At 68.2% G+C, this 22,808-nt stretch carries 17 protein-coding genes and 1 pseudogene; 9 read left to right on the top strand and 9 right to left on the bottom strand.

Features of this window, described 5'->3' with window-relative positions; translation table 11 throughout:
- The first annotated feature begins 85 nt into the window (after positions 1 to 85).
- From J2W22_RS08590 to J2W22_RS08580, 3 genes and pseudogenes are all read left to right on the top strand, one after another.
- Positions 86 to 2,569: a TonB-dependent receptor gene (locus tag J2W22_RS08590; RefSeq protein WP_307117805.1), complete on the top strand. Its 2,484-nt coding sequence runs from the start codon at positions 86 to 88 to the stop codon at positions 2,567 to 2,569.
- A 5-nt stretch (positions 2,570 to 2,574) separates the two neighbouring features.
- Positions 2,575 to 3,489: an oxygenase MpaB family protein gene (locus J2W22_RS08585; protein ID WP_307117804.1), complete on the top strand. Its 915-nt coding sequence runs from the start codon at positions 2,575 to 2,577 to the stop codon at positions 3,487 to 3,489.
- Positions 3,489 to 5,154: pseudogene (locus tag J2W22_RS08580) on the top strand (GMC family oxidoreductase). Before J2W22_RS08585 ends, J2W22_RS08580 begins: the two are co-directional and overlap by 1 nt.
- A gap of 70 nt (positions 5,155 to 5,224) precedes the next feature.
- Here the strand turns inward: J2W22_RS08580 and J2W22_RS08570 are convergent.
- The 3 genes from J2W22_RS08570 to J2W22_RS08560 are packed head-to-tail and all read right to left on the bottom strand — an operon-like array spanning position 5,225 to position 8,501.
- On the bottom strand, positions 5,225 to 6,421 hold the full coding sequence (locus tag J2W22_RS08570; protein WP_307117803.1) for a CaiB/BaiF CoA transferase family protein: 1,197 nt from the start codon (positions 6,419 to 6,421) through the stop codon (positions 5,225 to 5,227).
- A complete protein-coding gene (locus J2W22_RS08565; RefSeq protein ID WP_307117802.1) occupies positions 6,418 to 7,035 on the bottom strand; it encodes a glutathione S-transferase family protein in 618 nt (205 codons plus the stop codon). Before J2W22_RS08565 ends, J2W22_RS08570 begins: the two co-directional genes overlap by 4 nt.
- Positions 7,032 to 8,501, bottom strand: coding sequence for an acetyl-CoA acetyltransferase (locus J2W22_RS08560; protein ID WP_307117801.1), 1,470 nt, complete (start codon positions 8,499 to 8,501; stop codon positions 7,032 to 7,034). Before J2W22_RS08560 ends, J2W22_RS08565 begins: the two co-directional genes overlap by 4 nt.
- A gap of 144 nt (positions 8,502 to 8,645) precedes the next feature.
- Between J2W22_RS08560 and J2W22_RS08555 the strand changes: the two genes are divergently transcribed.
- Positions 8,646 to 10,190 carry an acyl-CoA synthetase gene (locus tag J2W22_RS08555; protein ID WP_307117800.1) on the top strand — a complete coding sequence of 515 codons (1,545 nt, stop codon included), beginning with the start codon at positions 8,646 to 8,648 and terminating at the stop codon, positions 10,188 to 10,190.
- Between the two features lie 61 nt (positions 10,191 to 10,251).
- Here the strand turns inward: J2W22_RS08555 and roxA are convergent, their stop codons facing one another.
- Together roxA and J2W22_RS08545 are read right to left on the bottom strand one after the other, a co-directional pair.
- A complete protein-coding gene (gene roxA, locus J2W22_RS08550; protein WP_307117799.1) occupies positions 10,252 to 12,267 on the bottom strand; it encodes a rubber dioxygenase RoxA in 2,016 nt (671 codons plus the stop codon).
- Between the two features lie 288 nt (positions 12,268 to 12,555).
- Positions 12,556 to 13,134 carry a DUF3617 domain-containing protein gene (locus J2W22_RS08545; protein ID WP_307117798.1) on the bottom strand — a complete coding sequence of 193 codons (579 nt, stop codon included), beginning with the start codon at positions 13,132 to 13,134 and terminating at the stop codon, positions 12,556 to 12,558.
- Between the two features lie 119 nt (positions 13,135 to 13,253).
- On the opposite strand from J2W22_RS08545, the gene J2W22_RS08540 reads away from it, so the two are divergent.
- A complete protein-coding gene (locus J2W22_RS08540; protein WP_307117797.1) occupies positions 13,254 to 13,997 on the top strand; it encodes a helix-turn-helix transcriptional regulator in 744 nt (247 codons plus the stop codon).
- Between the two features lie 8 nt (positions 13,998 to 14,005).
- On the opposite strand, the gene J2W22_RS08535 is transcribed toward J2W22_RS08540, so the two are convergent.
- Positions 14,006 to 14,323 carry a hypothetical protein gene (locus J2W22_RS08535; RefSeq protein ID WP_307117796.1) on the bottom strand — a complete coding sequence of 106 codons (318 nt, stop codon included), beginning with the start codon at positions 14,321 to 14,323 and terminating at the stop codon, positions 14,006 to 14,008.
- Between the two features lie 223 nt (positions 14,324 to 14,546).
- Between J2W22_RS08535 and J2W22_RS08530 the strand changes: the two genes are divergently transcribed.
- Positions 14,547 to 15,626 carry an acyl-CoA dehydrogenase family protein gene (locus J2W22_RS08530; RefSeq protein WP_307117795.1) on the top strand — a complete coding sequence of 360 codons (1,080 nt, stop codon included), beginning with the start codon at positions 14,547 to 14,549 and terminating at the stop codon, positions 15,624 to 15,626.
- Between the two features lie 109 nt (positions 15,627 to 15,735).
- Here the strand turns inward: J2W22_RS08530 and J2W22_RS08525 are convergent, their stop codons facing one another.
- The 3 genes from J2W22_RS08525 to J2W22_RS08515 are packed head-to-tail and all read right to left on the bottom strand — an operon-like array spanning position 15,736 to position 18,720.
- Positions 15,736 to 16,938, bottom strand: a complete 1,203-nt coding sequence (locus tag J2W22_RS08525) for an acyl-CoA dehydrogenase family protein (protein ID WP_307117794.1) — start codon at positions 16,936 to 16,938, stop codon at positions 15,736 to 15,738.
- 11 nt (positions 16,939 to 16,949) lie between these two features.
- A complete protein-coding gene (locus J2W22_RS08520) occupies positions 16,950 to 17,939 on the bottom strand; it encodes an NAD(P)H-dependent flavin oxidoreductase (protein ID WP_307117793.1) in 990 nt (329 codons plus the stop codon).
- A gap of 13 nt (positions 17,940 to 17,952) precedes the next feature.
- On the bottom strand, positions 17,953 to 18,720 hold the full coding sequence (locus J2W22_RS08515) for an SDR family NAD(P)-dependent oxidoreductase (RefSeq protein ID WP_373422951.1): 768 nt from the start codon (positions 18,718 to 18,720) through the stop codon (positions 17,953 to 17,955).
- 76 nt (positions 18,721 to 18,796) lie between these two features.
- Between J2W22_RS08515 and J2W22_RS08510 the strand changes: the two genes are divergently transcribed.
- From J2W22_RS08510 to J2W22_RS08500, 3 genes are read left to right on the top strand one after another with little or no spacing between them, the layout of a single operon-like run.
- Positions 18,797 to 20,884 (top strand): 3-hydroxyacyl-CoA dehydrogenase NAD-binding domain-containing protein, encoded by a 2,088-nt coding sequence (locus J2W22_RS08510; protein ID WP_307117791.1) that lies wholly within the window; start codon positions 18,797 to 18,799, stop codon positions 20,882 to 20,884.
- 21 nt (positions 20,885 to 20,905) lie between these two features.
- Positions 20,906 to 22,048 (top strand): acyl-CoA dehydrogenase family protein, encoded by a 1,143-nt coding sequence (locus J2W22_RS08505; RefSeq protein ID WP_307117790.1) that lies wholly within the window; start codon positions 20,906 to 20,908, stop codon positions 22,046 to 22,048.
- Positions 22,045 to 22,713 (top strand): nitroreductase, encoded by a 669-nt coding sequence (locus tag J2W22_RS08500; protein WP_307117789.1) that lies wholly within the window; start codon positions 22,045 to 22,047, stop codon positions 22,711 to 22,713. Before J2W22_RS08505 ends, J2W22_RS08500 begins: the two co-directional genes overlap by 4 nt.
- Positions 22,714 to 22,808: the final 95 nt, after the last annotated feature.

Raw genomic sequence — 22,808 nt, 5'->3', positions numbered from 1 at the left:
CTAAAGCTAATTATTCAAACAAACAACAGCCGGAAATCGACCCCGAAAACCTGGGCGGCGCGGCAACATGGAGGGGAAGAGGGATATGGCGATCAAGGCAGGCCTGCTGATGGGATCCGCGCTCGGGCTGCTGCTCGCGGCGCCGGCGCTGGCGCAGGAAGTGCAGGAGGCGCCCGCGCCCAAGGCGGAGGGTCCGCAGAGCAAGAGCGACGAGATCGTCGTGACTGCCCAGCGCCGCTCCGAATCGATCAACAAGGTGCCGCTGGCGGTGCAGGCGCTGTCCGCCGACACGCTGAAGGACCTGCAGATCACCGATGTCGAGTCGCTGGCCAGCTCGGTCCCGGGCCTGCAGGTCGCCCCCGCCTATTCGGGCGTGCCGATCTTCACGCTGCGCGGCATCGGCTTCAACACCACCAACATCACCGCCACTTCGACCGTGGGCATCTATCAGGACGAGCTGGCCTATCCCTATCCGTCGATGGCGGGCGGGCCGATCTACGACCTGGAGCGCGTCGAAGTGCTCAAGGGACCGCAGGGCACGCTCTATGGCCGCAACACCACCGCCGGCCTGATCGACTTCATCACCGCCAAGCCGGGCAAGGACTTCGCCGCGGGCGGGACGATCGAGGGCGGCAACTACAAGACCTATAATGTCGAAGCCTATCTGAACGTGCCGCTGGGCGATCATGCCGCGCTGCGCATCTCGGGCCGCGACGAGAATAGCGACGAGGGCTGGCAGATCGACCAGAGCCGCGGCGAGAAGCTGGGCAAGGTCAAGCGCTGGGGCGCCCGCGCCTCGCTGAGCTTCCAGCCGTCGAGCAAGTTCGAGGGGCTGATCACCGTCTCGGGCTGGCGCGACCGTTCGGACACCCAGGCGGGCCAGGCGATCAGCCTCAACCTGACCAACCGGCTCTCCGCCGCCTCCCCCGCCGTCGGCCCGGGCGACTTCAACTCGGCGGCCCTGCTCGCCTATCTGCAGAACAACCAGCCGACCAAAGCGAGCGATGCCGGCTGGCAGCCCGCCTCGGCCCGCGCCGCCACGGTCGGCCTCGCCACCGGCATGGGGCCGCCGCGCGCCAAGTCCGACTTCATCTCGGCCCAGATGCGGCTGACCTGGTCGCCCAACGACCAGCTCTCGATCATCTCGCTGACCGGGTACAACGACTTCACCCGCAAGGACGTGGTCGACTTCAGCGGTGCGCCGTGGGAAATCGTGTCAACGCAATATGATGCGCGGATCAAGTCCTTCTCGCAGGAGCTGCGCTTCGAGGGGAGCGGCCCGGGCTTCCGCTGGACGGTGGGCGGCTATTTCGCCCATGACGATCTGCGCGAGAACAGCCGCTTCCTGATCGGCGAGAACAGCTCGGTCGTCTATCTGCGCCTCGCCGCGCTGGGCATCCTCGCCAATCCGGTGACCAATGCGGTGTTCAACAGCGCCGGCTATACGCCCGCCCAGGTCGCCATCGGCTTCCGCGAGGGCGCGGGCCGGGCGCAGGGCTATAACGAGACGTACAGCGGCTTCGCCACCACCGAGTTCGACCTGGGCAGCGGCTTCAAGATCAATGCCGGCGCACGCCTTGGCATCGACCATGGCGAGCTGGACGGCTGCTCGGTCGATTACAACGGCAACTACCTGCCGATCGTGAACACCGCCGGCCGCGCGGTGATCTTCCAGAGCTATGGCGTGCTCGCGCCGATGGTGCAGAAGGACGGCTGCACCACCTATGATCCGGCCACCAACTCGGACACGCTCGTCCATTCGGTGCTCGACGAGAGCAACTTCTCGGGCCGCTTCTCGCTCAATTACCAGGCGGCGCCGGGCACCCTGCTCTACGCTTCGATCGCGCGCGGCGTGAAGTCGGGCGTGGTGCCGATCGTGCCGGCCAACCGCGCGGTGCAGTTCACGCCCGCCCGGCAGGAGAAGCTGACCGCCTATGAAGCCGGCATCAAGACCGCGGTCGGCGGCCGCTTCGCCCAGGTGAATGTCAGCGGCTTCTACTACGACTATACCGACAAGCAGTTCAGCTCCTACGTTGCCGATCCGACCTTCGGCGCGCTGCAGCGGCTGGTGAACATCCCCAGCTCGCATGCCTGGGGCATCGACGGCGAGATCACGCTGCGGCCCTCGCCGGCCTTCACCCTCGCCTGGAACGCGACCTATCTGAAGACCAAGATCACCGACTATACCGGCGCCAATGCGGCGGGCATCCCGACCAATTACGACGGTTCGGAATTCTCCTTCGCGCCGGAATTCTCGACCAGCGGCACCGCGACGCTCAACCTGCCGATCTCGTCGAGCCTGAACTTCCAGGCGACGGCCAACGCCACCTATCAAAGCGAGACGCACAGCGACTTCGGCGAGGATCCGCTGTTCCGGATCAAGGGCTATGCGCTGGTAAACGGCAGCATCGGCGTGGCCAGCGCCGACGGGAAATGGGGCCTGACGATCTGGGCGCGCAACCTGACCAATGAATATTACTGGACCTCGGTGGTCGACAACCAGAACCTCAACGTCCGCTATGCCGGGCGTCCGCGTACCTTCGGCGCCTCGCTGACCGCCGGCTTCTGATCGCGATGCGCGAGCAGGCCATTCCGCTTCCCCCCGGCCCCGTGCCCGCCGCGGCGCCGGGCGGAAAGCGTATCCTGCCCCGCATCGACTACGCCATTCCGCCGGGCGCACCGGCGCTCTACCCGCCAGACTCGGTGGCCTGGGCGGTGTTCAAGAACCCCGTCGCCTTGTTCGTCGGGGGGATCGCGGCGGTGCTGCTCGAGCTGAGCGAGCCCCGGGTGCGATCGGGGGTTTGGGAGCATTCGATCTTCCCCACCGATCCGCTCACCCGGCTGCAGCGCACCGGCTATGTCACCCATGTCAGCGTCTATGCCCCCGCCAATGTCGCCGCCAGGGTGATCACCGGGGTGACGCGGATGCACGAGCGGGTGCGCGGGACGACGCCCGCGGGCGAGGCCTATCACGCCAATGACCCCGAGCTGCTGAACTGGGTGCAGTGCACGGTCGGGTTCGGCTTCATGGAAGCCTATTCGGCCTATTGCCGGAGGCTGACGCTGGCGGAGAAGGACCGCTCCTATCTGGAGGCCAAGCCTTCGGCCGACCTTTTCCTTGCGCATGGCGCGCCGCTCTCGGTGGCCGAGCAGCAGGCGCAGTTCGAAGCGATGCGGCCGAAGCTGGAGCCGCATGCGATCATCGGCCAGTTCCTCGACATCATGCTGCGCACAAAGGGCATGCCGCTGCCGCTGCGCCCTTTCCAGGGAATGATGGTGCGCGCAGCGATCGCGCTGCTGCCGGACTGGGCACGGAAGACACTCGAGCTGGACGGCGAGAAATGGCGGCTGCGCGGCTGGGAACGCCGCACCGTCCGGATGCTCGGCGCCCTGTTCGAGCGCTTGCCGATCCCCGGCACGCCGCCGGTCGAGGCCAGCAAGCGGCTCGGCCTGCCCGCCAATTACCTCTATCGCCGCCGGAAAGCCTGATGTCCGAAGTGTTCGAAGCCGATTACGTGATCGTGGGCGCCGGCTCGGCGGGCTGCGTGCTCGCCGACCGGCTGAGCGCCGATGGCCGCAACCGCGTGCTGCTGCTCGAGGCGGGCGGCGACGACCGTCCCTTGCGCGAGCGCGGCCAGTTCCTGTCCAACCTGATGATCCACGTCCCCGTCGGCTATGCGCAGACGCTGAAGGACCCCAAGGTCAACTGGCTCTACCGCACCGAGCCGGACGCGGGCACCGAGGGCCGCCGCCATATCTGGCCGCGCGGCAAGGTGCTGGGCGGCTCCTCTTCGATCAACGGGCTGCTCTATGTCCGCGGCCAGCGCGCCGATTATGACGGCTGGCGGCAGATGGGCTGCACCGGCTGGAGCTGGGACGATATCGCCCCCTATTTCCGCCGCTCCGAGGACCAGCAGCACGGCGCCTGCGAAACGCACGGCGCCGGCGGACCGCTGAGCGTGACCGATCCGGCGGGATCGCACCCGGTGTCCGAGGCGGTGGTGCAGGCCTGCGAGGCGCTCGGCCTGCCCCAGCGCGACATCAACGGGCCGGAACAGGAAGGCGTCGCCTGGTATCAGCTCACCGTCCGGAACGGGCGGCGCTGCTCCGCGGCGGTCGCCTATCTCCACCCGGCGATGCAGCGGCCGAACCTGCGCGTGGTCACCCATGCCCAGGCGACGCGCGTGGTGATCGCGGACGGGCGGGCGACCGGCGTGGAGTTCGTGCGAGGCGGCGAGCGACTGGTGGCGCAAGCCGCACGCGAAGTGATCCTGGCGGGCGGCGTGATCAACTCGCCGCAGCTGCTCCAGCTCTCGGGCATCGGGTCGGGCGACTTGCTGCGCGAACAGGGCATCGCGGTGGTGCGCGACCTGCCCGGCGTGGGCGAGAACCTCCAGGACCATCTGCCGATCTCGGCCAATTACCGGCTCAAGCCGGGCACCGTCTCGGTCAACGAGTTGAGCCGGGGCCTAAGGCTGCTCGGCGAAGTCGCGCGCTATGCAGTGGCGCGCAAGGGGCTGCTGACGCTTTCGGCCGCCCACATCGCCGCCTTCTGCCGCTCGCGCCCAGACCTCGCCTCGCCCGACATCCAGTTCCACATCCTGCCCGCGACGGTGGACGGCGATGCGCTGGCGCGGCTGCAGAAGATGCAGTTGGAGAAGCTGCCGGGGATCAGCATCGCGGCCTGCCAGCTCCGCCCGGAATCGCGCGGAAGCGTGCGCATCCGCTCGGCCGACCCGCTGGCACCGCCGCGGATCACGCCCAACTACCTCAGCGATCCGCTCGACCAGGAGGTCATCGTCGCCGGGCTGCGCTGGGGGCGCCGGATTGCTGCACAGCAGCCCCTGGCGGACTTCATCGAGCATGAGTTGCAACCGGGCGCCGAACTGCAGACCGACGCAGAACTGCTCGCCCATGCCCGGCGCGCGGGGACGACGCTCTACCCATCCGGTCGGCACCTGCATGATGGGGCACGGCCCGCGCGCGGTGGTCGATCCCGAGCTGCGCGTGCACGGCGTGGCGGGGCTGCGCGTGGTCGATGCGAGCATCATGCCGCGGATCGTCTCGGGCAACACCAACGCGCCGACGATCGCGATCGCGGAGAAAGCCAGCGACATGATCCTGGCGGCGGCGAAGGCGCGGGTGGCGGCTTAGCGCTGGCCCTTTCCTATCACCGTCATCCCCGCGAAGGCGGGGATCCAGAGTCACGAAGGGCGTCGCTCTGTTACCCTGGATCCCCGCCTTCGCGGGGATGACGGCTATTGGGAGCGGATCGCTTCAACTCGCGCCTTATCGCGTCCCCGTCCGCATCTATCCCCGGCGGTACCGCGCCTTCCGGCACCGCCCGCGCGCCGAAGCGGATCGGGAGCGGCATCTCGACATACGCCCCCTCTTCCGGATGGCTCCGCGCCCGGAAGAAGCCCGTCGCGGCAAGATGCGGATCTTCGCGGATCGTATCGAGATCGCGGACCGGCATGCAGGGCACGCCGCCGGCGTTGAGGATCCGCACCCACTCCGCGCTGGTCTTCGCCGGGGTGTAGCGCGCGATCTCGCAATAGAGCGCGCTGATGTTGCGCAGCCGGTCCATCGGCGTGGCGAAGCGCGGGTCCTCGAAAACCTCCGTCGCGCCGAGCAACTCGAACAGCTTCGCGATCGTCGCCGGGGTGTAGGGCACGATGCTGACATGGCCGTCGGCAGTCGGGAAAGGCTGGCGGTTGGGATCGATCTGGCGCGGATAGCCGGCGGGTTCGAGCGGCGGATCGAAGGTGGCGCCGAACAGATGCTCCTGCAGCATGAAATGCGCGAAGCTCTCGAACAGCGGCACCTCGACGAACTGCCCCTCCCCGCTGCGCAGCCGGTGGACCAGCGCACCGAGCACCGCCTGGGCGCCGTAGAGCCCCGCAACCTTGTCAGCGATCAGCGAGGGCAGGTAGCGCGGGGCGGGATTGCCGTCGGCGCGGGGTAGCAGCGTGGCGGTGCCGGTCGCAGCCTGGATGACATCGTCATAGGCCTGGAGGCCCTCATACGGCCCGCCCGAGCCGAAGCCCTGGCAATGGACATAGACGATGTCGCCGCGCAGCCCGCGCACCGCCGCATAGCCGAAGCCGAGCCGCTCCATCGCCTCGCCGCGGACATTGTGGATGAACACGTCGGCCGTGGCGAGCAGGCGGCGCATCGTCTCGGCATCCTCGGCGACCTTGAGGTCGAGGGCGATGGCGCGCTTGCCGCGGTTGAGCGTGCAGTGCACCGGCCCCATCTGCCGCGCCGCAGCCCGGGATCGCCCGAACTGGCGGGTCTGGTCGCCGCCCGGCGCTTCGACCTTGATCACCTCGGCGCCCATGTCGGCGAGCATCTGCGTCGCATAGGGGCCGAAGACGATGGTGGTCATGTCGACGATACGGATTCCCTCCAGCATTTTCATGACTGGGCCGCCTTGGCGCGGGCAAAGGCAGGCCGGGTGCGCAATCGCTCCCAATAGGCGGCGATGCGCGGCGAACCGCCGTCGCCGATCCGGACGAACTCGGCGAGCATCAGCGCATAGCCGACCGAGATGTCCGCCGCGGTGAACCGGTCGCCCGCGACATAATCGGCCGAGGCGAGCATCGCGTCGAGGCCGCGCAGGCGGGCGAGGTACCATTGGCGGTAATCGTCGGCGACCTGGGGCAGGCGCCGGTCCTCCGGCTCGAACATCGCGTAGCGCAGCACCAGGGTCTGCGGGAAGGTCAGCGTCGCCTCGCCGAAGGAGAGCGCGTCGAGATAGGCGGCATAGCCCGGCTCGCCCGGACCCACCGCAAACCGCCCGTCCCCGCGCGTGGTGGCCAGATAATGGCAGATCGCGGCGGACTCGGTCATCCGGGCATCGCCTTCGAGGAAGAGCGGGATCGTGCCAAGCGGGTTGAGCGCCAGATACTCGGGCGCGCGGTCGCGCGGGGGAAAGGGCAGCAGCTCGAGCCTGTATTCGACCTCCAGTTCCTCGAGCATCCAGAGCACCCGGAACGAGCGCGCGTCGCGGCAGTGATAGAGAGTGGCGGTCATTTCGGGCTCCACGCGCCTTGCTCGGTGATCGTGCCGATCAGGCCGACCGGGAAGCGGGCATCGCCGGCGATCAGGGCGAGCGTCTCGCCATCCTCGGCCGGAATGGTGGCGAGGGTTCGGGCGCCATCGAGGGTGCGCAGCACCACCGCGCCGCGATCGACCGAACCGTCGCGCTGATAGAGAATCGTCGCGCTTTCGAGCGTTGCCGGGCCGGGCTCGGGCTCCACCAGATCGGGCACCGGTCCGCGCCGGAAGTCGGCTGCAACCTGGACCGAATAGTCCGGGGCGATCGGTGCGCCGGGTCCGCGGGAGAGCACCAGCGCGTGATGCTTGGTGACGAACTCGCCCTGGCCGTAGAGCAGCCCGGTGCCGCCGCCGCGTAATTCGCGCGTCATCGCGCAGGCGGCGTGCAGCATATAGTTGCTGAGCGGCCCGCCGAAGAAGGTGAGCCCGCCGGTGACGGTCGGTTGCACGTCCGGCCCGAGGCCGAGGCTGCGTCGTGCCATCTTCGGCACGCAGGGAAAGCAGGAATAGAGTTCGAGCGCGTCGAAGCCCTGGGGCGCCAGCGCGGATGCTGCGGCGAGCACCGCGTCCTGTGCCGGGCTGCCGGCAAAGCCGTCGCGGGCAAGGAAATCGCGCGGCTCGCTCGCCGCTGCACCGCCAAGGATATGGACGATGCGGTCCTCGGGAATGCCGGCTGCCCGCGCCACTTCCAGGCTGGTGACGATCACCGCGGCACCCTGGTTCACCGCCGGATTGGCGACCATCAGCTTGGTATAGGGCCAGGCGATCAACCGGTTGGCCTCGCTGGGCGTGACGATCTCGTCCGCACGCGGGGCCTTGCGCATCCACGCGCGGGGGTTCGCGGCGGCGACGGTGGCGTAGCGGGCCCAGAGTGCCCCGGACTCCGCCCGCGCTTCTGCCGGCGACTGGCCCCAGGCGGCGGCGCTGGCCATCTCGAAGAGCGGATAGACCTGGGTGGGCGTCGACAGGCCGTGGCGCAACGCCAGCGGGTGGACGATATCCGCTCCGCGCAAGGGCGAGGGCGCGTCCTTCGCGAAGGGCGTCCAGGGCGGCATCTCGCCTTCGCGCTTGGCCCTTGCTGCGCTGTGCTGCGCCTCGGCGCCGCAGACCAACGCGACCCGGCTCTCGCCCCGCGCGATGCGCAGCGCCGCTTCGTGGATCAGGCGGACCGGCGATTCGCCGCCGACTTCGTGATTGGTCCGCAAGGCCGGCGCGATCCCCAGTTCCGCGCACAAGGACGCCGCAGCATCGGAATAGCGCCAGCTGACGATGCTCACCACGTCGAGCGCATCGACCTGCGCGAGCAGCCCGCCGCCCGCATCATCCCCGGCGGCGCGTGCGGCGTCGGCCATCAGCGCCAGCGGCTCCTTCGCCGAACTGATCGCAAAGGGGCGGTCGATCGATTCCCCGATGCCCAATATCACCGGCGTGTCTGGCGCCATCTTCCTCTCCCTGGTCGCCTGCCCGGTATCGCCGTGCGCACCTCCGCGCGGAACTATCACTAGCGATAGCAGCGCATTTCCCCGGTTCGGCTATGCTGCGCATCGGAGAGCGGAGCCGCTCCCGAGGAGAGGAGTAAGGGCCGAATGCATCCCTGCGTCCACGCCGAAACCGCGCCGGGGAAACCCGCGCTGATCCTGGCCGAGACGGGCGAGAGCATGAGCTATGGCGAGCTCGAAGCGCGCTCGAACCAGACCGCCCAGCTGTTCCGCGCCTTGGGGTTCCAGCCGGGCGATGCGGTGGCAGTGCTGCTCGAGAATCATCTCCGCTTCCTCGAGATCGCCTGGGGCGCGCAGCGCGCGGGGCTGTATTTCGTCGCGGTCTCCTCGCGGCTGACGGCGAGCGAAGCCGCGTTCATCCTCAAGGACAGCGGCGCGCGGGCGCTAATCTCCTCGTCGGCTCTGGCATCGGTGGCGAGCGCGGTGGCGACGGAGGTGGCGCTGGACGATGTCGCGCTGTTCATGCTCGACGGCGCCGTGCCGCCCTTCCGGAGCTGGGAAGCCGAAGCCGGCGCGATGCCGACGACGCGCATCGCCGACGAGCGCGCCGGCACCGACATGCTCTATTCCTCGGGCACCACCGGCCGGCCCAAGGGCATCCGTCCGCAGCTGCCCGAGACCGACATCACCATGCCCAATGCGATGGTCGGCATCGCCCGGCACGCCGCGGTGGATGCCGACACGATCTACCTCTCCCCCGCCCCGCTCTATCATGCGGCACCCCTGCGCTGGTGCATGGCGGTGCACCGGCTGGGCGGTACCGTGGTGGTGATGGACAAGTTCGATCCCGAGCGCGCGCTGGCGCTGATCGAGCGGCACAAGGTGACGCATGCGCAGTGGGTGCCCACCCATTTCATCCGCATGCTCAAGCTGCCCGAGGAAGCGCGCAGCCGCCACGACCTGACCTCGCTGCGCATGGCGATCCATGCCGCGGCACCCTGCCCGGTGCCGGTAAAGCAGGCGATGATCGACTGGTGGGGGCCGGTGCTGCTCGAATATTATGCCGGGACCGAGGGCAATGGCCTGACGATGATCGGCGCCAGGGACTGGCTGACGCATCCGGGCTCGGTGGGCCGGGCGGTGCTGGGCACGATCCGGATCTGCGACGAGGAAGGCGAGCCGCTGGCGCCAGGCGAGACGGGTCTCGTCCATTTCGAAGGCGGGCCGGGCTTCCACTATCACAACGACCCCGGGAAGACCGAGGCGGCGGCCAACAAGCATGGCTGGACCACGCTCGGCGATGTCGGCCATGTCGATGCCGAGGGCTATCTCTATCTCACCGACCGCAAGAGCTTCATGATCATCTCGGGCGGCGTGAACATCTATCCGCAGGAGATCGAGAATCTGCTCGTGCTGCACCCCAAGGTGGCGGACGTCGCAGTGATCGGGGCGCCGCATGCCGATATGGGCGAGCAGGTGGTGGCGGTGGTGCAGCCGGCGGAAGGCGTCACGCCTTCGCCTGCGCTGGCCGAGGAACTGGCCGAGTGGCTGGCACCGCAGCTCTCGCGGGTGAAGCAGCCGCGGCGGATCGACTTTATCGAGGAACTGCCGCGGCATCCGACGGGGAAGCTGTACAAGCGGCTGTTGCGGGATCGGTATTGGGAAGCGACCCAGGAACCTGCTCTCGGCTAATACCGTCATCCCCGCCTTCGCGGGGATGACGATTAGAGGCTGCCCTCGCAGCCCCACCATCTCACAGCGTCTTCAGATACTCGATCAGCGCCAGCCGTTCGGCGTCGGTAAGCGACTGGGTGAAGGTGTGGCCGCCATTGCCGTCGCCATAGAGGTTGCTGTTGAACGTCATGCGCGAGCGGATCTGCGCGTCGGTGATCGGCGGCGGCGTCTGGTAGGCCAGGTTCAAATAGGGTCCGACCGCGTTGGAGAAGGCCGAATAGAAGCGGTCCGGCGTCGCCATGCCGTTGGCGCAGGGCAGATAGGTCGGCGCCGACTGGGCGTTGCAGTTCAGCGTCTCGTACTTCCAGCCGAGCTTGGCGAAATCGTACGACGCGTAGCTATAGTCATAGCCCTGGTTCTTGCCGCCGATGCCGGCCGCCGAATAGGGCCGCTTCCAGATCGCCGGGCGGTCCGACGGCTTGAGCACGCCCCAGATGTCCGGGACGCTGCCATTGTGGAGGAACGGGCCCGACGCCCAGGCGCCATAGAGCGGCGGCGAGACATAGCCCTTGGGCTCGACCCATTCGTTCGGCCCGAGCGGCGAATAGATCGGCCCGCCATTGTCATAGACCGCGCGATAGACCCGGCGGATCGAGCTCGCGAGCAGCGATTCGACCGGATAGCCATACCAGCTCGGGCTGAGCGAGTTGTACGCCCACCAGCTGCTGTTCCACGCCCGGCGCTGGCGCGGATCGGCGAACAGGTTGAAGCGGCGCGGATCGGTCTGGATCGTCGCGATCGGCGTGACGTTGCCCGGCAGGCCCTTGAGCCGCGGATCGGGCAGATAAGCGGTGTCGCTGGCATAGCGCGGCGAATAGACGCCGTGGCAGCTCGCGCAGGAGCCGTTACCCGGCTGGCGCGGGATCTCGACATTGGCCCCGTTCGCCCAGAGGTCGCGCTCATGGAACACCACCGCGCCCTGCTCGGCGAGCGGCCGGTCGATCGTGCCCGGATATTTGGGCGCCGACAGCGAGAGCAGGAAATTGTTGATGTCCTCGAACTCGGTATCGAGCGCGCGGCGGCCCGACGCGTCGCGGGTGATCGAGGCGACGCCGAACGCCATCTCCGAATGGACATTGTCCGAGGTGAGCGAGCCGTCCCAGAATTGCCGCGTCTTGAAGGCGCGGTTGAACCAGTTGGGTGCCTTGGTCATGCCGCCCGCCGGGGTGTCGGGCGTATATTCGAGCAGGCTCGGCGCCAGCTGCAGCGTGTCCATGTCGAACAGGGCCGGCAGCAGCGTGATCAGGCCGATCGCGTCGCTAGAACCGCGCCCGTCGCTCCACGGGATCGGCAGCGCGAGGCCGAGCCAGGTGACCGGGCTGGTGCGGAACAGGTCCGAGGCGAGCAGGCCCGCGTCATTGGCGCTGTTGGCCAGCCCCCAGCTGAAGCCCGCCTCGTTCGTCGTGCCCAGCCGCGAATCGTGGCAGGCCGAGCAGGAGGCAGTGATCGTGCTCGTCCATTTGCCGTCGTCGCCCTTGCCCTGGACCAGGCCGAGCGGGAGCTGGCCCGAGCCGCCATTGGTGGTGTTCGGGTTCTCGCCGGGCAGCGGATAGGGATTGCGGAACGGCGCGGGATAGAAGCCGTAGCGCTTCTCGACCTGCTCGTTGAAGTCGGCGGGCTTGGCGCTGAGGCCCCAGACCGCCCAGAGCCGGTCATAGTCCTGGGCGAGCGAGAAGGGCAGGAAATATTGGCGCGTCTCGAGGTTCTGCCGGCCCCGCGCGACGCTGGCGCGCCAGGCGCCGCAGGTGGTGGGGCGCGACGGCAGGCGCTTCACATAAGGCGCCGGCGGATTGTGCAGATCGGTGAAGAAGGAATTGAAGCGGACCGCGCCGTTGGGATTGCTGTTCACGCTGGGGGTGATCAGCGTGCGCGGATCGACCGGCAGCGGCGTCGCGTCCGACTTGCCGTTGCAGCCTGCGGCCAGCGGCGAGCGGATCGCGGCTTCGTCGAGCAGCGGCTGGGTCTGTGCCAGCGCGGCGGGGGCGAGCGCGAGCGGTATCGCAGCGCTCGCGAGCAGGGCAGTCCAGTTGGCCATCGCACCTCTCCCATGTCGCCGGGCATCGTGCGGACGGGCCGCTGTGCCGGCATTTGATCGGAAAATGCTGCGGGGGTGCGCGGGCGGCAAGCTGGCGAACGTGGCAGGTTGTTGGGGGACTCCCCTTACCGTCACCCCGGCCTTGTGCCGGGGTCCACTGGGAGGCATTGGCTGGACAAGAGGCTCTTGCAGCGTTGCTTGCGGCTTGGTGGACCCCGGCACAAGGCCGGGGTGACGAGATATTCGCCGAGGAGCAGCTAGGCCCAGCGGCGCCTGCGTCGCGACGCCCTACAACCGCGTCAGCGGCCTTCCTTCCGTCCCCAGGCACTGCCCCGAACGCCGCGCGTCCATCGTCATCGTCACCGAGACCTTGCCCGCCGCGCCCGCCTGCTGCGCGCTCTGGCTGTCCGTGGTGACGACGAGCTTGTAGGTGTCGCGGCCATAGCTGCCCGACATCGCCATCGAGCGGGTGCCCATCTGGTCCGTGCAGCGCAGCACTCCGTCGATCCGGCCCTTCCCCATCGCGAAACGCTCGTAACGACACGCCTGGTTCTCCTCGCCGACATAGAAGGCGCCCTTCTTCACATCCTCGGCAGTGAGGCAGCTGGCGGCGGTCTGGGGCTGGCGCATCTGCGCCTTGAGCTTCTCGGTGAACGCCGCGGGCATGCCGGGCGCATCGACCTGATTGAGGGTGATCTTCGTTTCCCAGCGCCCGGGCTGGGCGAAGTCGCCGCCGGCCGCGACCCTACGGATCTGCTCCGCCACGACCGCCCCGGATTCATTGCGCAGATCGACGCTCGAACCCCAGTCGCAGCCGGCCACAAGCAACAGGAAGGGGATCGCCGATCCCAAACGAAACCGCGTCATCCAACTCTCCCATTTCGCTCCGTTTTCCGGCTTTCGGAGCCCGTTCATTTGCTGCAGACCATCGCCTGCCGGCAGAACAGATCAAGCTGGTGCCCGTCACAGGGTTTCGGGAGAGAGGCATGGCGATCGAGCGCGACCGGGCGTGGGCGGAGACCAATTCGCTGATCGAGGCAGTGCGCGAGGCGGGGATCGAGATCGGTCTGCCCTTCGTCGCGGCGCAGGGCGACATCGCCGATCCCGAGCCGATGCGCGATGCCGATGGCCGCCCCTATGCCGAGACGCATTTCCAGTGGCTCGATCCGACCGACCATTATTGGCACAATCGCCGCCTCGCGCTGCACGCCCCTTTCCTCCAGGCAGCGCGGGTGATGGCGGAGCCGTGCTTCTATGCGGGCGGAACGCTCGCCACCTGGCGGACCAGCGCGCTGCTCGACGCGATCGACTGCCGGCAGGTGACCGCGACCACCGGCATTGCCGCGGCGATCATCGCGCCGGTCCACCTGCCCCGCGCGATCGTCGGCGCGGTGGTATGGGCAGCGCGTGAGCCAGTCGCGGTCGAGACGGTGTTCGCGAAGCATGCGGTGCGGCTGCAGGGGCTGGCGCTCAAGCTGGTCGCCAGCCATGCCGAGGCCTCGTCCCGCCTGCGCGCGCCCGCGGCGCCGATGGTGCTGACAAGGCGTGAGGTCCAGTGCCTGCGCTGGGCGGCGGCGGGCAAGACCGACGGCGAGATCGGCATCATCCTGTCGCTCTCCACCTCCACGGTGCGCTTCCACCTGCGCAATGCGGGGTCGAAGCTGGGCAGCACGGGGCGGGCGCAGGCGATCCAGATCGCGGCAGGGCTGGGCTTCGTCAGCGCGCGGTGACGATTGGCTCAGGCCTGCAAACCCAGCCGCGCCAACCGGATGAGTTCGGGAAGTACATTGCGCATGGTTGCGATCAGCGCCGCATTCTCCTCGAACCTGTCGTCCGCAGGAACGACATAGGGCGGGGCCTGAATCAGGCAGGCGGCCACCATCTCCTCCCCACGCCATTCTCCCGATCGCATGCTCTCGCCGCGCCCGGTGTCGGGATGCGTGGAAATGGCAAGACCGCCCATGCAGTCTTCGTCATCCAGCCGCCGGACATGCCAGGGGCCGGCAGACGCGGCCTGCTCGAGCGCTTCCAGCGCATTCAGTGCTTCGGGTGTCATCGCCGGAGGGTAACCCAGCCTCCTGTCCGTCACCATCCCTGCAACTTATCGACGTTCCACGTTCTCTGCTCCCAGGCGAAAACCGGGGCACAGGGTAGCAGAGAAACCCTGGGCCGCGGCTTTCGCCGGGGAACTGAAACAGCTGAAGTCGATACGCCCTAGCACTTCTCGCAGTTGTCGCATCCGCCTGCTTCGCCAAGGCTTTACCGGTGGAGGACCGCCGGTGAATTTCGACCTTTCCGAAGACCAGACGATGCTGCGCGATATGCTGCAACGCTATCTGCGCGAACAATATGACTTCGAGACACGGCGCGCCCGGGTGAATGCTGGGCGCGGGCAGGACAGGATGCTGTGGCAGGGTCTGGCCGATCTCGGTATCCTCGCCGTGCTGCTGCCCGAGGTGGCGGGCGGGCTCGGGGGCGGGCCGGTCGAGACGATGGTGGTGATGGAGGCGCTGGGCGAAGCACTGGTCGCCGAGCCCTTTCTCGAGACGGTCGTGATCGGCGGCGCGCTGCTCCAGGCGCATGATTCCAAGTTGCTCTCCGGAATCGCCAGCGGCGCCGTCCGTATCGCGGCGTCGCTGGAGCCCGCCGCACTCGCCGCCGAACCGGCGCCGGGCGGCTGGCGCCTTGCCGGTCGGGCGCCGGTTGTCATCGCCGCGCCGGGGGCCAGCCACCTGATCCTCGCAGCGCGTACTTGGGGCGATGGTCCGTCGCTGTTCCTGGTCGAAGCCGGCACACCCGGCATCACCCTGCACGGCTACCAGCTGATCGACGACCGCCCGGCCGCCGATCTCGACATCGACGTGCATCTTCCCGCCGAAACCCTGCTCGGCACGCCGGGTACCGCCGGCCCGTTGATCGAGACGGTGCTCGACACCGCCCGCGCCGCGCTCTGCGCCGAGGCGGTGGGCGTGCTGCGCCGGATGCTCGACGACACGGTGGCGTTCGCCAAGCAGCGCCGCCAGTTCGGGCAGCCGCTGGCGAGCTTCCAGGCGCTGCAGCACCGGATGGTCGACATGTTCCTGGCGCTGGAGCAGGCGGTTTCGGCGAGCCATCTCGCCACGCTCAACCTCTCCGCCCAGCCCGAGACGCGCGCCCGCGCGGGCGCGGCGGCCAAGGCGACGATCGGCAAGGCGGCACGCTTCATCGGCGAGAATGCGGTGCAGCTCCACGGCGCGATGGGGATGACCGACGAGCTGGCGGTCGGCCATTATTTCAAGCGGGCGACGGTGATCGCGCAGAGCTTCGGCAGCACCGATGCGCAGGTGACGCGCTACGCGGCGCTGATGCGGGCGGCGTAGTTCTTCAACCGTCATCCCGGCGAAAGCCGGGATCTCAGGCGAAGGCGCGGGCGGCAGAACAAGAGCCGCACGAGATCCCGGCTTTCGCCGGGATGACGGCTTGGGGCGGCTATAGTCCCAGCACGGCTTTCGCCAGGATGTTGCGCTGGATTTCGTTCGATCCGGCGTAGATCGAGCCCGCCCGCTCGTTGAGGTAGCGCAAAGGCGCCAGTGCCTGCCACGGCGCGCCCGCCGCATAGCCGTCCGCCGGTGCGGCATGGGCCGGCACCGCGCCGCCCGGCATCACCGCGTGCGGCTGATAGGCCAGCCCCTCCGCCCCCGCCGCTTCGAGATGCAGCGCCGCCAGATCCTGGGCCAGCTCGGTGCCGAGGATCTTCATCATCGAGGCGAGCACGCCGACACTGGCGCCTTCGCTCGCCGAGAGCAGGCGCAGCTCCATCATCTCGAGCACGTCGATGCGGATGCGCAGCTCGGCGAGGCGGGTGGCGAAGAGCGGGTCGTCGAGCCGGTCCCGGACCGACGCGTCGATCTCGCCCACCCGCACCTGCAATGCCGGCGCATAGGAGCCGCCGCGCTCGAACTCGAGCAGATACTTCGCCACCGACCAGCCGGCATCGACCTCGCCCAGCACGTTCGCGCGCGGGGCGCGGACATTGTCGAAGAAGATCTGGTTCTGCACATGCTCGCCCGAGGTCATCAGGATCGGGCGGACCTCGATGCCGGGCAGGTCCATCGGCACGAGCAGGAAGGTGATGCCCTGTTGCGGTCGGCCCAGCTTCGCGGTGCGGACCAGGCAGAAGATCCAGTTCGCCTCGGTCGCATGGGTGGTCCAGATCTTCGAGCCGTTGAGGACAAAGTCGTCGCCGTCGGGCTCGGCGCGCATCTGGAGCGAGGCGAGGTCGGAGCCGGCGCCGGGCTCGGAATAGCCCTGGCAGAAGAAGACTTCGCCAGTGAGGATGCGGGGGAGGAAATATGCCTTCTGCTCGGGGGTGCCGAAGCGGATGATGACGTGCGCGACCATGTGGATGCCCATCGGCGAGAGCGAAGGCGCTCCCGCCGCGATGCGCTCGCGGTTGAAGATATAGTGCTGAGCGACGCTCCAGTCGCAGCCGCCATGCTCGACCGGCCAATGGGGCGCGGCCCAGCCACGTTCGTGGAGGATATGCTGCCAGGCCATGCTGGCCTCGTGATCCGGGTAGACGCTCGTCGCCAGCGTGCCGGCCCGGCGGATCTCGGGGGTGAGCTTGTCGGCGAGGAAGGCGCGCACCTCGTCGCGGAAGGCGAGCTCGGCCTGGGTCCAGTTCATGTCCATGCGCGGTTCCTTCAGGCTGCCACAGGCTCGGGCTGCAGCATTGCCGCAAGCCGGCGGGCGATGATCGCCTCGGCATCCTCGACGATGCGCTCGACCAGTTCGCGGACACTGGGCACGTCGTGGATCAGGCCCTGGACCATGCCGGCGGTCCAGATGCCGTGATCGGTGTCGCCGCTCGTTAGCCCCTCGCGGCCGCGGGCACCCTTAACCAGCGCGGCGACATCCTCGAACGGGCGGCCCTCGCGCTCGATCGCAACGACCTGTTCGGCGATCCGGTTGCGGGCGACACGGGCAGTGTTGCGGTAGGAGCGGAAGATCAGCTCGGTCGCGCGCTCGTCATTGGCGACCATCGCGGCCTTGAAATTGTCGTGGATCGGCGCCTCGCGCGTGGCGCAGAAGCGGGTGCCCATGTTGATGCCGTCGGCGCCGAGCGCCAGCGCCGCAGCGAGCCCGCGGCCGTCGCCGAAGCCGCCGCTGGCGAGGATCGGCACCTTCACCTTGTCGGCGGCAGCGGGGATCAGGATCAGGCCGGGTATGTCGTCCTCGCCGGGATGGCCGGCGCATTCGAAGCCGTCGATCGAGATCGCGTCCACCCCCATCCGTTCCGCGGAGAGCGCGTGGCGGACGGCGGTGCATTTGTGGATGACCTTGATGCCGGCGGCCTTGAAGTCGTCGACATGCTCCTGCGGCTTGTAGCCGGCGGTCTCGACGATGGGGATACCGCTCTCGATTATCGCGCGGCGATATTCGGCATAGGGCGGCGGGTTGATCGAGGGGAGGATCGTCAGGTTCACGCCGAACACCTTGTCGGTGCGTTCGCGGACACGGGCGATCTCCCTGACCAGCGCCTCAGGCGTGGGCTGGGTGAGTGCGGTTAGGAAGCCGAGCGCGCCAGCGTCGGCGACGGGGGCGACGAGCTCGGCCGTGCCGACCCACATCATCCCGCCCTGCACGATCGGATGCTCGACGCCGAAGGCCTCGGTGAAACGGGTGCGGATCATGCGCTATTCTCCTTCAGAGCGACTGGCCGTCATCGACGGTGACCACCGATCCGGTGACGAAGCGGCTCGCCGGGCCGCACAGATACGCGACGGCCCCGTCGAGCGCGTCGCCGTCCATCAGCCGGCGGCGGGGCCATTTGGCGATCTGCCTGTGCCCGCCCTCGGTGCCGAACCATTCGGCGTTGAGATCGGTCTCGATATAGCCGGGGCAGAGGATGTTGAGGTTGACGCCCTTGTTCGCCCAGTCGCGCGCCAGCACCCGGCCGAGCTGAAGCACTGCCGCCTTGGAAGCGCTGTACGCAGCGAGGCCTGGCGACACGGACTGCGCGGTGATCGAGGAGACGATGACAATCCGCCCGTCCGCCTCCGCCGCGATCATCCGCCGCGCGCCCTCGCGCACGGTGAGGAACACGCCGCGGACATTGACCGCCATCACTTGGTCGAATGCTGCGATATCGAGGTCGAGCGCCGGGCCTTCCATGTTCATCCCGGCATTGGCGATCAGGGTGTCGACCGGGCCGAAGGCGTTTTCCGCCTTGTCATATGCCGCCCGGACCGAGGCTTCGTCGGTCACGTCCATCGCCACGCCGAGCGCCTGGCCCCCTGCCGCCTCGATCGAGTCGCGCACGTCGGCGAGCAGCGATTCGCGGCGGGCGGCCAGCACCAGCCGGGCGCCGCGCGCGGCCAGGACGCGGGCGAAACGGGCACCCAGCCCCGAGGACGCACCCGTCACCAGCGTCACGCGCCCTTCGAGATCGCGTTCCCCGTTGCCCACGCCCATCCACTCCGCTAGTTGTTTCTCGATTTAATTATCCGAATAAATGCGAAAGAAACAAAGCGCGAGAGGAAATTTAGTCATGCAGATAAATTCGGTCGCCCGGCTCGGTATCGTGGACGGGATCGCGACGCTCACGCTCGACTCTCCACCGGTGAACGCTCTGTCTGCAGCAGTGCGCGACGGGCTCGACCAGGGCTTCCGCACGGCGATCGAGGATGACGCGGTGAAGGGCATCGTGTTGATCTGCACAGGCCGCACCTTCATCGCGGGCGCCGACATCAGCGAGTTCGACAAGGCACCGACGGGGGCACCGCTGCACGACGTGCTCGCGCTGATCGAAGCCTCGCCCAAGCCGGTAGTCGCGGCGATCCATGGCACCGCGCTGGGCGGCGGGCTGGAGACGGCCCTGGTGTGCGACTACCGCGTTACCACGCCCTCCGCGAAGCTTGGCCTGCCCGAAGTCGCGCTCGGCCTGCTGCCTGGTGCCGGCGGTACCCAGCGCCTGCCGCGCGTGGTCGGCGCCGAGGCGGCACTGGAAATGATGGCGATCGGCAAGCCGGTGCGCGCAAGGGACGCGCTGGCGATGGGGCTGGTCGATGCGATCACCCGCGAAGACGCGCTGCATGCCGATGCTGCCGCCTTCCTCAAGGGCAAACTCGATGCCCCGCGCACCCGCATCCGCGACCGGGCCGACAGGATCGCGAACCAGGACCCGGCGCTGTTCGATGCCTTCCGCGCCAGGCACGCCCGCGCCTTCAAGGGGTTCAAGGCGCCGGAGAACATCATCAAGGCCGTCGAGGCGGCAGTCACACTGCCTTTCGACGCAGGCATGAAGCGCGAGGCCGAATTGTTCTGGGAGCTGTTCCGCAGCCGCGAAGCCGCCGCGCAGCGCTATTTCTTCTTCGCCGAGCGTCAGACCGCCAAGGTGCCCGACCTGGCCGCCGACCTGCCCGAGATCCCGGTAAAGCGAGTCGGCGTGATCGGCGCGGGCACGATGGGCGGCGGCATCGCGATGAACTTCCTCAATGTCGGACTGCCGGTGACGATCGTCGAGCAGGCACAGGAAGCGCTCGACCGCGGGGTGGCGACGATCCGACGCAACTATCAGGTCACGGTCGACAAGGGGCGGATGACGGCGGAGCAGCTGGAGCAGCGCATGGCCCTGCTCACCCCGAGCCTGGAGTTCGAGGCGCTCGGTGACGTCGATCTGGTGATCGAAGCGGTGTTCGAGAAGCTGTCGCTCAAGCAGGAGATATTCGCGCGGCTCGACAAGGTGGCCAAGGCGGACGCGATCCTCGCCACCAACACGTCCTTCCTCGACGTCGATGCGATCGCCGGCGCGACCGAGCGCCCCGAAAGCGTGGTCGGCATGCACTTCTTCTCGCCGGCCAATGTGATGAAGCTGCTGGAGGTAGTGCGCGGGGCCGAGACCGACCCGCAAGTGGTCGCCGCGGCGATGGCGATCGGCCGCAGGATCGGCAAGGTCGCGGTGCTGAGCCGGGTGTGCGACGGCTTCATCGCCAACCGGATGATGGCACCGCGCATGGCCGCCGCCCAGGCGCTCGTCCTCGAAGGGCCGCTGCCCTGGGAGGTGGACCGGGTGATGCTCGACTATGGCTTTCCGATGGGGCCGTTCGCGATGCTCGACCTGGTCGGGCTCGACGTGATCGGCTGGGATGCGACGACGAGCAGCTCGTCGAGCGTGGTCGAGATACTGTGCGAGATGGGCCGCTGGGGGCAGAAGAAGGGCGGCGGCTATTATGATTATGACGAGAAGCGTCGGGCCGCGCCCTCGCCGGTCGCGGAGCAGGTGATCCGCGACTTCGCAGCCCGGACCGGCGTGGCGCAGCGCCCGTTCAGCGACGAGGAGATCGTCGCGCACCTGCTCTACCCGGTGGTCAACGAAGGCGCGAGGATCCTCGAGGAAGGCGTGGCGATCCGCGCCTCCGATGTCGATGTCGCGCTGGTCTATGGCTATGGCTGGCCGGTATTCACCGGCGGCCCGCTGTTCTGGGCGGACGGCGTGGGGCTGGCGAAGATCGCCGATGCGCTGGAGGAAATGGGGCACACCCCCTCCCCACTGCTGCGTTCCCTTGCCGAACAGGGCAAGCCGCTCCACCAATATCGCAGCGCCGCGCCGGCAATGCGCGTCGTCGAAGTGGCCTGAGACCACAAAGGGAGACGGGATGTGCTGAACACCAATGGCCGCACCGCCTATGACGAGAACCATGCGCTGTTTCGCGACCAGGTACGCAAGTTCTTCGACGCCAGGCTCACGCCGAACCTCGAGCGCTGGGAGGAGGAAGGCATCGTCGACCGCCAGTTCTGGCGCGATTGCGGCGAGGCCGGGCTGCTCTGCCCGACCATGCCCGAGGCATATGGCGGGCTCGGCCTCGACTTCGGCTACAACGCCGTGGTCGGCGAGGAGCTGGCCTGGTCGGGCTCGTCGGCGGGCATCACGCTGCAGTCGGACATCGTCGCCGACTATATCCTTCACTACGGTTCCGAGGAGCAGAAGCGGCAATGGCTGCCGGGGATGATCTCGGGCGAAGTCGTCACCGCGATCGCGATGACCGAGCCGGGCGCGGGATCGGACCTGCAGGGCGTGAAGACCAGCGCGCGCAAGGACGGCAACCATTATGTCGTCAACGGCTCCAAGACCTATATCACCAACGGCCAGAATGCCGACCTGATCATCGTCGTCGCCAGGACCGATCCCGAGGCGGGGGCGAAGGGCATCTCGCTGATCCTGGTAGAGGCGAACCGCGAAGGCTTTGCCCGCGGGCGCAACCTCGACAAGATCGGCCAGCATTCGGCCGACACGTCGGAGCTGTTCTTCAACGATGTCCGCGTGCCGATCACCAATTGCCTGGGCGAGGAAGGCCGCGGCTTCGCCTATCTGATGAACCAGCTGCCCCAGGAGCGGCTCTCCATTGCGGTCGGCGCCCAGGCGGCGGCGCAGCGCGCGTTCGACGAGGCGCTGGCCTTCGTCAAGGAGCGCAAGGCGTTCGGCAGGACGGTGTTCGACTTCCAGAATACCCGCTTCGTGCTGGCCGACCTGGCGAGCAAGCTCCAGGTCGGCTGGGCGCATCTCGACTGGGCGATCCGGCGGCATGTGGCCGGCGAGCTGACCGCAGTCGAGGCCTCCGCCGCCAAGCTGTGGCACACCGACCTGCAAGGCGAGGTCTGCGACGCCGCGCTCCAGCTCCATGGCGGCGCCGGATATATGAACGAATATCCGATCGCCCGGCTGTGGCGCGATGCTCGGGTGTCGCGCATCTATGGCGGCACCAACGAGATCATGAAGGAAGTGATCGGGCGGTCGCTTTGAACGTCAGCGAAGCCGTCGCCGGCCGCCGCTCGGTCCGCGCGTTCCTCGACAGGCCGGTCGACATCGCCCTGCTCGCCGAGCTGATCGAGCGGGCCGGCCGGGCGCCTTCGGGCGGCAACCTTCAGCCCTGGCATGTCCATGTCGTGTCCGGCGACGCCATCGAACGGCTGAAAGCAATCATGCGCGCCCGGCTGGCCGAAGCCCCGTTCGGCGACCCGCCGGAATATCCCGTCTACCCGCAGCCGCTGGGCAGCCCCTATCGCGACCGCCGCTTCGCGGTCGGCGAGGCGATGTACGCCAGCCTCGGCATCCCGCGCGAGGACAAGGCGGCGCGCCTGCGCTGGTTTGCCGCCAACTGGCAGTTCTTCGGCGCGCCCGTGGGACTGTTCTGCACGCTGCGCCGCGATCACGGGCCGCCGCAATGGTCCGACTGCGGCATGTTCCTCCAGACGCTGATGCTGCTCCTGCGCGAGGCCGGGCTCGACAGCTGCGCGCAGGAAGCCTGGTCGGTCCACCACGCCACGGTCCGCAGCTTCCTCGACATCCCCGAGGAGCAGCTGCTGTTCACCGGCATGGCGATCGGCTTTCGCGATCCCGAGGCGCCGATCAACCTTTTCCCGATCGAACGCGCGCCGCTCGCCGAATGGACGCGCTTCCACGCCTGACCGCGCCGACTCGGCACCTGCAAACGGCACCGATCCGGACCGAAAAAGCCCGACTCTCCAGCAACCTGCGCGGCGAAACCGGGCAATGCCTCGTC

The sequence above is a fragment of the Sphingomonas kyeonggiensis genome (genome assembly GCF_030812785.1).
GTDB lineage: Bacteria > Pseudomonadota > Alphaproteobacteria > Sphingomonadales > Sphingomonadaceae > Sphingomonas > Sphingomonas kyeonggiensis_B.
The sequence above is the reverse complement of the archived record's forward strand: the minus strand, read 5'-3'. Positions and strand labels throughout refer to the sequence as shown.